The organism is Pseudoalteromonas sp. TAE79 (assembly GCF_000498015.1).
Taxonomy (GTDB): Bacteria; Pseudomonadota; Gammaproteobacteria; order Enterobacterales; family Alteromonadaceae; genus Pseudoalteromonas.
In genome coordinates this window covers 1-3,561 of the sequence record NZ_AUTL01000064.1, presented here as the reverse complement: position 1 = coordinate 3,561, position 3,561 = coordinate 1, and the positions used below count along the sequence as shown (strand labels likewise).

Genomic DNA, 3,561 nt, shown 5'->3' with positions numbered 1-3,561 from the left:
CTGAAGTGCATAACGTTTAGGCGGCTTTAGCCGCCAAGTGATCCTGCATCAATTTTGCAGGCGTTTCAAATCCAAGTGTCTTCCTCGGACGATTATTAAGTTGCTCAAGTACTGGTATAACCTGCGCTGGTGTTACCGCCTTAAAATCTGTGCTCTTCGGCCAATACTGGCGTAGTAATCCATTCGTGTTTTCATTCAATCCGCGCTCCCATGAGTGATAAGGGTGAGCAAAATAAACAGGAACACTTAAAGCCTCTGTGATTTGCTCGTGATAAGCGAACTCTTTTCCATTGTCAGCCGTGATGCTATGAAGCGCTGACCTATATGGCCTTAATAGTTCTATCGTCGCCGCAGTGACGGCTTGTGCTGTTTTGCCTGCCACCTGCGTTGATACAGTGAATTGGGTGACCCGCTCTACAATGGTAACAAGGGCGCCTCGATGACCTTTACCTATGACGGTATCTATTTCCCAATCTCCGATACGACCTTTCTCATCAACTATTTGTGGGCGTTCTTCAATGCTAACGCGATTTTTTATTTGCCCTCGGTTTGTTTTACCATGACTGCGCTTGTGATATTTCTTACCGTGTCGGCGCAGATGTAGGTATAACTCACCACCTGCTTTTTTATCTTCCCAGATATACAGATAAATGCGTTCATGGCTGACAGACCGTTCACTTTCTTTACGCAACCATCCCGTTATTTGTTCAGGGCTCCACTTCTCATTAAGCTTCTGGGTAATTAAAGCCATCATTTCAGGTGTCATCTTAAGCGGTTTTCTTACACTTCTTCGGCGAAACAAAGCCCGCTCATGAGCTTGTTTGTGTCTGTAACCTCGCTTACCTGTATTTCTAGAAAGCTCTCTTGAAATCGTAGATTGCGATAAATTAGTTAGCTCAGCAATACTTTGTTGCGTAAAACCACTTTTCTTTAGAACGGCGATCTGGCATCTTTGCGCATAGGTCAGTTGTTTGTAATGTCTCATTGTAAAATCTCTTGCCGGAGAAAAAGCAGTTAGCTTATGAGCAACTGACCACTTAATCTACCCAAAACAAGTTATGCACTTACAATTTGAATCCAGGCATTAAAAATAAGCAGACTGAGTTTTAAAATGGTTGTATAATTTAACCAGTTTATTTGATAAATAAGAAATAAAATGTCTCTAAATCACGTAGATCGCCAAATATTGGCACTTTTACAACAAGATGCTAGTTTATCAACCGCAGAAATTGCAGATAAAGTAGGCTTGTCTCAATCTCCATGCTGGCGTCGAATCGCTAAGCTAGAGCAAGATGGTTATATAAAAAGCAAAGTGGCTCTTTTAGATGAGAAAAAACTTGGCTTTGATATGCTTGTATATGCACATGTGCGTTTATCAAATCACGGTAAAAAGAATCTTGCTGAGTTTGAAAAGCTGATCATGAGCTACGACGAGGTAACAGAGTGTTACACTATGGCTGGTACCATGGACTTTATGCTACGCATAATTTCACAAGGCATAGAAGGGTATGAGCATTTTGTGCGCGATAATTTACTAAGCTTAGAATACGTTCAAGAAGTACATTCTAATGTAACAATGACATGTGTAAAACGCAGTACTTCCCTTCCTTTGTAAAAGCACTTCTTTTAAAAGCTAAACCATTTTTAGTTTAGCTTAACCACATAATGACAATTGTTAACTGAGCGCTAATTTGGTAGAATTTAGCGCTTTTTTTGATACCCATTACACCATTTGAGGACCTCAATGTTTAACTTACTCAGTAGGGCGCCTAGCTCTGCTAAAAACGATATTCTATCTGGATTAACTGTGGCGTTAGCCTTAGTCCCAGAAGCAGTTGCGTTTGCATTTGTTGCAAATGTAGAACCTTTGGTTGGTCTATATGCCGCGTTTATCGTTGGTTTAATTACGGCTATTTTTGGTGGTCGCCCTGGTATGATTTCAGGTGCAACCGGTGCACTAGCTGTTGTCATGGTAAGTTTAGTGCTTGATCATGGTGTTGAGTATCTATTTGCAACTGTGTTGCTGATGGGAATACTGCAAATTCTCGCGGGTGTATTTAAGCTCGGTAAGTTTATCCGTATGGTTCCTCATCCGGTAATGCTTGGTTTTGTAAACGGGTTAGCAATTGTTATATTTTTAGCTCAGCTAGGGCAGTTTAAAGTGCCAGACGGTATGGGCGGACAAGAATGGATGACAGGTAATCCATTATTTATCATGCTTGGCTTAGTTGCATTAACCATGGCAATAATCCACTTTTTGCCAAAATTGACTACAGCAGTGCCTTCATCTTTAGTTGCTATTGTAACTGTGACCGGATTAGTGATTGGGTTTGATTTAGAAGCGCATACAGTATTAGATTTCTTAAAAGGAATGACAGGCGACGAAGCTGCAACAATCGCTGGCGGCTTACCTGAATTTCATATTCCTATGGTACCGTTTACTTTCGAAACGCTACAAATTATTTTTCCTTATGCACTTATTTTAGCGGCTATTGGTTTAATTGAATCATTATTAACGCTTAGCTTAATTGATGAGATTACAGAAACTCGTGGTCATAGTAACAAAGAATGTATTGGTCAAGGCGCTGCAAATATTACCTGCGGTATGTTTGGTGCAATGGGGGGTTGTGCAATGATTGGTCAATCAATGATCAATATTAACTCAGGTGGCCGCTCTCGTTTATCAGGTATAAGCGCTGCACTTATGCTACTTGGTTTTATTATTTTTGCCTCTAGCTTAATTGAAATGATCCCATTAGCTGCACTTGTTGGTGTTATGTTTATGGTAGTACTTGGTACGTTTGAATGGGCAAGCTTTAAAATGATGAAGCGCGTACCATTATCTGATGCATTTGTAATTGTTCTTGTATCGGGCGTGACGGTTATTACTGATTTAGCGATTGCTGTATGTGTGGGTGTTATTGTATCGGCTCTAGTATTTGCTTGGCAACATGCGAAGCAGATATATACAACTAACTATATTGATGAAGAAGGCGCTAAAGTATATGAGTTACATGGCCCGCTTTTCTTTGGTTCAGTTAAAAACTTTTCTGAGTTATTCGATGTGAAAAATGATCCTAAAAATGTGATTGTTGAATTTAAACACAGCCGCGTATCTGATCACAGTGCAATAGAAGCAATTGATACACTTGCTGACAAATACACAAAAGCAGGTAAACAACTTCATTTACGTCACTTAAGTAAAGACTGTACGCAGTTGCTTCATAAAGCACGTGATTTAGTTGAAGTGAATGTGATTGAAGATCCAACGTACAAAGTAGCATCAGATAAACTAGCTTAATTTACACAAGGCTATTGATATTTAAAAAGCGGATAACCTTTCGCTTTTTTGTTTGCCCAGCGAAGCTGGCAAACCCGATAGGCTGAAAGATGCCTTATCACCCTGACTAAGGGGAAGATAATCTGAATGGCAAGGGCATCACTGGCCAACGGTGGGGTCTGAAGGAAGCCATAAGAAGTTAGAGGTACACAACTAACCGTAACCTGTTTCGGCAGTATTGGTGGGTCAGCGTGCAAAATAGCGCAACGCCCTATACTTAG

3 protein-coding genes and 1 pseudogene are annotated in these 3,561 nt (G+C 40.5%); 2 read left to right on the top strand and 2 right to left on the bottom strand.

The genetic code is table 11. The features are described 5' to 3' along the window. Positions 1-16 precede the first annotated feature (16 nt). The gene (locus L655_RS0102570) at positions 17-985 is read right to left on the bottom strand and encodes an IS30 family transposase (RefSeq protein ID WP_024604006.1); all 969 of its coding nucleotides are present in this window, start codon (positions 983-985) and stop codon (positions 17-19) included. Positions 986-1,156: 171 nt separating this feature from the next. On the opposite strand from L655_RS0102570, the gene L655_RS0102565 reads away from it, so the two are divergent. Both L655_RS0102565 and L655_RS0102560 read left to right on the top strand, forming a co-directional pair. Then, the gene (locus L655_RS0102565) at positions 1,157-1,615 is read left to right on the top strand and encodes an Lrp/AsnC family transcriptional regulator (protein WP_002960703.1); all 459 of its coding nucleotides are present in this window, start codon (positions 1,157-1,159) and stop codon (positions 1,613-1,615) included. A 129-nt stretch (positions 1,616-1,744) separates the two neighbouring features. Beyond that, positions 1,745-3,301, top strand: coding sequence for a SulP family inorganic anion transporter (locus L655_RS0102560; protein ID WP_024604005.1), 1,557 nt, complete (start codon positions 1,745-1,747; stop codon positions 3,299-3,301). A gap of 11 nt (positions 3,302-3,312) precedes the next feature. On the opposite strand, the pseudogene L655_RS1000000127665 reads toward L655_RS0102560, so the two are convergent. Beyond that, positions 3,313-3,561 (bottom strand): annotated as a pseudogene (locus L655_RS1000000127665) (hypothetical protein); the annotation flags it as partial.